This is a genomic window from Streptomyces sp. NPDC059371 (genome assembly GCF_042751995.1).
Lineage (GTDB): Bacteria > Actinomycetota > Actinomycetes > Streptomycetales > Streptomycetaceae > Streptomyces.
Genome location: NZ_JBHYXD010000025.1, coordinates 73914 through 79286 on the forward strand (window position 1 = coordinate 73914; position 5373 = coordinate 79286).

3 protein-coding genes are annotated in these 5373 nt (G+C 68.7%); 2 read left to right on the plus strand and 1 reads right to left on the minus strand.

What is annotated here, in order from left to right; translation table 11 throughout:
• Nucleotides 1–178: 178 nt before the first annotated feature.
• Nucleotides 179–2893, minus strand: a complete 2715-nt coding sequence (gene acnA, locus ACFXGX_RS17075) for an aconitate hydratase AcnA (protein WP_384791112.1) — start codon at nt 2891–2893, stop codon at nt 179–181.
• A 445-nt stretch (nt 2894–3338) separates the two neighbouring features.
• Here acnA and ACFXGX_RS17080 point away from each other — a divergent pair, with 445 nt between their 5' ends.
• Together ACFXGX_RS17080 and ACFXGX_RS17085 are read left to right on the plus strand one after the other, a co-directional pair.
• Nucleotides 3339–3533: a DUF4236 domain-containing protein gene (locus ACFXGX_RS17080; protein WP_266763518.1), complete on the plus strand. Its 195-nt coding sequence runs from the start codon at nt 3339–3341 to the stop codon at nt 3531–3533.
• 228 nt (nt 3534–3761) lie between these two features.
• Nucleotides 3762–5291: a helix-turn-helix domain-containing protein gene (locus tag ACFXGX_RS17085; protein ID WP_384791115.1), complete on the plus strand. Its 1530-nt coding sequence runs from the start codon at nt 3762–3764 to the stop codon at nt 5289–5291.
• The last annotated feature ends 82 nt before the right edge of the window (nt 5292–5373 follow it).

The following is a 5373-nucleotide window of genomic DNA, read 5'->3' on the forward strand; positions in this document are numbered from 1 at the left end:
CGGCGGCCGGGTTCTGCGCGTAGGAGGGGGCCGCGGCGCCCGCCCGGCCCCACCCCGCCCCGGGCCCCGCGGACACCCGCCCCCCCACCGCCCCCGCGGCGGGGGGCCCCCCCCCCGCCCCGGGCGTGCCGGCCCTCTAACTCCTGCGGAGCTGTCTACAACTGGGTCACCGGAGTGCTCAGTTGCGGATCAGGTTGCGCAGCACGTACTGCATGATGCCGCCGTTGCGGTAGTAGTCCGCCTCGCCGGGGGTGTCGATGCGGACGACCGCGTCGAAGTCGACACCGGTGTCGGTGGTGACCTTCACCGTGCGCGGGGTGGTGCCGTTGTTGAGCTCCTCGACGCCGGTGAAGGAGAAGGTCTCCTCGCCGGTCAGACCGAGGGACTCGGCCGTGGCGCCCTCCGGGAACTGGAGCGGCAGGACGCCCATGCCGATGAGGTTCGAGCGGTGGATGCGCTCGTACGACTCGGCGATGACGGCCTTGACGCCGAGGAGCGCGGTGCCCTTGGCGGCCCAGTCGCGGGACGAGCCGGAGCCGTACTCCTTGCCGGCCAGGATGACCAGCGGGATGCCCTGCTCGATGTAGTTGCGCGAGGCGTCGTAGATGAAGGAGACGGGGGCGCCGTCCTGCGTGAAGTCGCGGGTGTAGCCGCCCTCGGTGCCCGGCGCGATCTGGTTGCGCAGGCGGATGTTGGCGAACGTACCGCGGATCATGACCTCGTGGTTGCCGCGGCGCGAGCCGTAGCTGTTGAAGTCACGACGCTCGACACCGTGCTCCGTGAGGTACTTGCCTCCGGGGGTGTCGGCCTTGATCGCACCGGCCGGGGAGATGTGGTCGGTGGTGACCGAGTCGCCCAGCTTGGCGAGGACGCGCGCGCCGGCGATGTCCGAGACCGGGGTGGTCTCCATCGTCATGCCCTCGAAGTAAGGGGGCTTGCGGACGTACGTCGACTGCGGGTCCCACTCGAAGGTGTTGCCCTCGGGGATCGGGAGCGCCTGCCACTGGGCGTCGCCCGCGAAGACGTCCTGGTAGGACTTGTTGAACATGTCCTCGCCGATGGCGTTCGCCACGACGTCGTTGACCTCGGCCTCGGAGGGCCAGATGTCGGCCAGGTAGACCGGCTTGCCCTCGGTGTCGGTGCCGAGCGCGTCGCGGGTGACGTCCACCTTCATGGAGCCCGCGAGGGCGTAGGCGACGACCAGCGGCGGGGAGGCCAGGTAGTTCATCTTGACGTCGGGGTTGATACGGCCCTCGAAGTTCCGGTTGCCGGAGAGGACCGAGGTGACCGCGAGGTCGTGGTCGTTGACGGCCTTGGAGACCTCGTCCGGCAGCGGGCCGGAGTTGCCGATGCAGGTGGTGCAGCCGTAACCGACCAGGTTGAAGCCGACCTTGTCGAGGTAGGGGGTGAGCCCCGCCTTGTCGAAGTAGTCGGTGACGACCTTGGAGCCCGGGGCGAGGGTGGTCTTGACCCACGGCTTGCGGGTCAGGCCCTTCTCCACGGCCTTCTTCGCGACGAGCGCGGCGGCGACCATGACGTACGGGTTCGAGGTGTTGGTGCAGGAGGTGATGGCCGCGACCGTCACCGCACCGTGGTCGATCTCGTAGGTCGAGCCGTCGGGGGCCGTGACCGTGACCGGGTTGGTCGGCACGCCGTTGGTGGCGGCGGGGGCGTCGGAGGCCGGGAAGGACTCCTTGCCCGCCTCGTCGTCGTCGGCGACGTAGTTGCGCACGTCGCTCTTGAACTGCTCGGCGGCGTTCGCGAGGACGATGCGGTCCTGCGGGCGCTTCGGGCCGGCGATCGAGGGGACGACCGTGGAGAGGTCGAGCTCCAGCTTCTCGGAGAAGTCGGGCTCGGCGGCCGGGTCGAGCCAGAGGCCCTGCTCCTTGGCGTACGCCTCGACGAGCGCGAGCTGCTGCTCGGAGCGGCCGGTCAGCTTCAGGTACTTGATGGTCTCGCCGTCGATCGGGAAGATCGCGGCGGTGGAGCCGAACTCCGGCGACATGTTGCCGATGGTGGCGCGGTTGGCCAGCGACGTGGCGGCCACACCCTCGCCGTAGAACTCGACGAACTTGCCGACGACACCGTGCTTGCGCAGCATCTCGGTGATGGTCAGCACGAGGTCCGTGGCGGTCGTGCCGGGGGTGAGCTCACCGGTCAGCTTGAAGCCGACGACACGCGGGATGAGCATGGAGACCGGCTGGCCGAGCATCGCGGCCTCGGCCTCGATGCCGCCGACGCCCCAGCCGAGCACGCCGAGGCCGTTGACCATCGTGGTGTGCGAGTCGGTGCCGACGAGGGTGTCGGGGTACGCCTGGCCGTTACGGACCATGACCGTACGGGCCAGGTGCTCGATGTTGACCTGGTGCACGATGCCGGTGCCCGGCGGGACGACCTTGAAGTCGTCGAACGCGGTCTGGCCCCAGCGCAGGAACTGGTAGCGCTCCTTGTTGCGGCCGTACTCCAGCTCGACGTTCTGGCCGAAGGCTTCCTTCGTACCGAACTTGTCGGCGATGACCGAGTGGTCGATGACCAGCTCGGCCGGGGAGAGCGGGTTGACCTTGGCCGGGTCGCCGCCGAGCTCCTTGACGGCCTCGCGCATGGTGGCGAGGTCGACGACACAGGGCACGCCGGTGAAGTCCTGCATGATCACGCGGGCGGGCGTGAACTGGATCTCCTGGCTGGGCTGGGCCTGCGAGTCCCAGCCGCCGAGCGCCCGGATGTGGTCGGCGGTGATGTTCGCGCCGTCCTCCGTGCGGAGCAGGTTCTCCAGCAGCACCTTCAGGCTGTACGGAAGGCGAGCCGAGCCTTCCACCTTGTCCAGCCGGAAGATCTCGTACGACTCGTCGCTCACCTGCAGCGTGCTGCGGGCGTCGAAGCTGTTCGCCGACACGACAGTCTCCTTCATTGATGTGCGCGTTCCCACCGCATCCTGCCGCCACGACGCCATGACCGATCCGCTAAGGTAAGGCTAAGTTAGGTAGCCCTTACCGCCGGACCGATGGCGGCGCGCTGCTGCGGTACGCCTCGGCAGATATCTCGATGTCGAGATAACTCTAGTGCATGGGGGCGGGCAGGTCATGTCCGCACGCCCGCATGTCCGGGCCGCACCGCTTGCCCCGCCGCGCGCGGAATGCCCGCATCATCCGGCCGCGAGGACACATCCGTGCCCCTGTCGCCGACGAGCCGCCGCCGGACGGATCCCGCACCCGGACGGCCACGGCGCCACTCCCCGCCGGAAGTTGACGCCCCGAAGGCACGGACAGGCACACCTGAGCCGTTTCGGGGTACCCGGTGTCCGCCGGGAGAGCCCCGGCGCGACGACACAGGGGGCACCCATGCCGCTCACCTTCCGCAAGAGCTTCCGGATCCTTCCCGGACTGCGACTCAACATCAACCGCAAGTCGTGGTCCATCACCTCGGGCGGAAAGAACGGGCCGAAGCGCACGCACAGCAGCACCGGACGCCGGACGACGTCGATGGACCTGCCGGGGCCGTTCGGGTGGCGCAAGACCACACGCAAGGCGAAGTGACTCAATAGCGACAAAGAGTCCATCACCGACGAAGCGTCATGGAAGCGTCTCTTCACGGCATTCACGGGCGGCGGCACGGGCTCGCGGAGGTGCGGGCACCTCGCGGGCGCCGTCGCCGCGCCGGTGCGTGACACCCGAACTGCCCCTCGAACACCGCCTGGTGACCCTTGCCACTCGGAAGGCGGCGCTCCACTTTTGTTTATCTCACATCCGATATACGGTCGCGCCATGGCAGACGACTACCTCGTACGTATCGGCAAGCTCATCCGTGACGCCCGGCAACACCGGGGCTGGACACAGTCGCAGCTCGCCGAGGCGCTCGGCACCAGTCAGAGCGCCGTCAATCGCATCGAGCGCGGCAACCAGAACATCAGCCTTGAGATGATCGCCCGCATCGGTGAGGCGCTCGACAGCGAGATCGTCTCGCTCGGATATGCGGGTCCGATGCATCTGCGCGTCGTCGGCGGGCGTCGTCTGTCCGGCTCGATCGACGTCAAGACCAGCAAGAACGCCTGTGTCGCCCTGCTGTGCGCGACGCTCCTGAACAAGGGGCGCACGGTGCTGCGCCGGGTGGCACGGATCGAAGAGGTCTACCGCCTGCTGGAGGTCCTCAGCTCGATCGGCGTCCGCACCCGGTGGATCAACGGCGGGGTCGACCTGGAGATCGTGCCGCCGAGCGAGCTGGACATGGAGTCCATCGACGCCGAGGCCGCCATCCGCACGCGGTCCATCATCATGTTCCTCGGCCCGCTGCTGCACCGCCTGGAGGCCTTCAAGCTGCCCTACGCGGGCGGTTGCGACCTCGGCACCCGCACCATCGAGCCGCACATGATCGCGCTGCGCCGGTTCGGACTCGACATCGCCGCCACCGAGGGGCTCTACCACGCCCGCGTCGACCGGTCCGTCACCCCCGGACGGCCGATCGTGCTGACCGAGCGCGGGGACACGGTCACCGAGAACGCGCTGCTCGCCGCAGCCCGCCACGACGGCGTCACGGTCATCCGCAACGCCTCCTCCAACTACATGGTCCAGGACCTGTGCTTCTTCCTGGAGGCCCTGGGCGTACGGGTGGAGGGCATCGGCACCACGACGCTCACCGTGCACGGTGTGCCGAACATCGACGTCGACGTGGACTACTCGCCCTCCGAGGACCCGGTCGAGGCGATGAGCCTGCTCGCCGCCGCCGTGGTCACCGAGTCGGAGCTGACGGTGCGCCGGGTGCCGATCGAGTTCCTGGAGATCGAGCTCGCGGTCCTGGAGGAGATGGGCCTCGACCACGACCGCACGCCCGAGTACTTCGCGGACAACGGCCGTACGCGGCTGATCGACCTCACCGTGCGGCCCTCCAAGCTGGAGGCGCCGATCGACAAGATCCACCCGATGCCGTTCCCGGGCCTGAACATCGACAACGTCCCGTTCTTCGCGGCCATCGCGGCCACCGCGCAGGGCCAGACGCTGATCCACGACTGGGTCTACGACAACCGGGCGATCTACCTGACGGACCTCAACCGCCTCGGCGGCCGGCTCCAGCTGCTCGACCCGCACCGCGTGCTCGTCGAGGGCCCGACCCGCTGGCGCGCCGCAGAGATGATGTGCCCGCCCGCGCTGCGGCCCGCCGTGGTCGTGCTGCTCGCGATGATGGCGGCCGACGGCACCTCGGTGCTGCGGAACGTGTACGTCATCAACCGCGGTTACGAGGACCTCGCCGAGCGTCTGAACTCGATCGGCGCCCAGATCGAGATCTTCCGGGACATCTGATCGGCGGTGAGGGGGGGGTGGGTGGGGGTGGGGGGGGGGGGGAGGGCAGGCGGAACATGAGTATGGGTAATGGAAAAAACCA